The organism is Halovibrio sp. HP20-59 (assembly GCF_033052795.2).
In the GTDB taxonomy this organism is placed as follows: Bacteria; Pseudomonadota; Gammaproteobacteria; order Pseudomonadales; family Halomonadaceae; genus Vreelandella.
Window position 1 is genome coordinate 1 of the sequence record NZ_JAWJUW020000081.1, and the last position, 277, is coordinate 277.

Annotated in this window: 1 protein-coding gene; it reads right to left on the bottom strand. The window is 60.6% G+C overall.

The window, feature by feature from the left end:
* Nucleotides 1–228, bottom strand: a 228-nt coding sequence (locus RZA33_RS19455) for a hypothetical protein (protein WP_317509742.1), incomplete at its 3' end; no start/stop codon positions are given.
* Nucleotides 229–277 lie beyond the last annotated feature (49 nt).

Here is a 277-nt window from a genome sequence, read left to right on the forward strand (position 1 = left end):
CCGGATCGCTTTCGCCTTCGCGTCTGAGCGCGCTTCCGTCCTCCAACGTTCGATCTGCTGTCGATAGACCGGAAGTAGGTCGCGCTGCCCCTGACACATCCGCTCGATCCGTTCGATGGTCGCGTCGTCCAGGACGTGGGGATTGTCGCGGGCGCTTGCGAGTTTGCGCACGAGAGATTCGTTGACCTGCAACTCACCATTGATGGCTGCAGTGAGCGTTGGCAACACAGCCAGTGGTCGCCATTGTGGCTCGGCTTGGGTTTGGCCAGTGTTGTCT